1 pseudogene is annotated in these 324 nt (G+C 47.5%); it reads left to right on the top strand.

Going from position 1 to position 324, the window contains the following annotated elements:
• Positions 1 to 276: pseudogene (locus EXE44_RS18815) on the top strand (SDR family NAD-dependent epimerase/dehydratase); the annotation flags it as partial.
• Between the last annotated feature and the right edge of the window lie 48 nt (positions 277 to 324).

Consider the following 324-nt stretch of genomic DNA (forward strand, 5'->3'; position numbering starts at 1 on the left):
CGTGGGCTCCGTCAACTAATGGAGACAGAGGGCTTAGACGGGGAAGTCGTGAACATTGGAAGCAGAGACGAAGTGACGATATCTGAACTCGCGAAAATTATTCTATCTATCGTGGACTCAGCCTCTGAGATCACTCATAAACCGCTTCCCAAAGACGATCCAAAGCGCCGCCAACCTGACATATCGAAGGCTAATGAATTATTGGGATGGGAGCCGGAAATTAGTCTTCATGAAGGGATGACACGAACGATCCGATATTTCAGGCAGAACCAGTAGTACAGATGCGATTCGATGTGAGCTATTGGAAGCGTTTAGCGGCAAATT

The organism is Halorubrum sp. SS7 (genome assembly GCF_005435055.1).
Taxonomy (GTDB): domain Archaea; phylum Halobacteriota; class Halobacteria; order Halobacteriales; family Haloferacaceae; genus Halorubrum; species Halorubrum salinarum.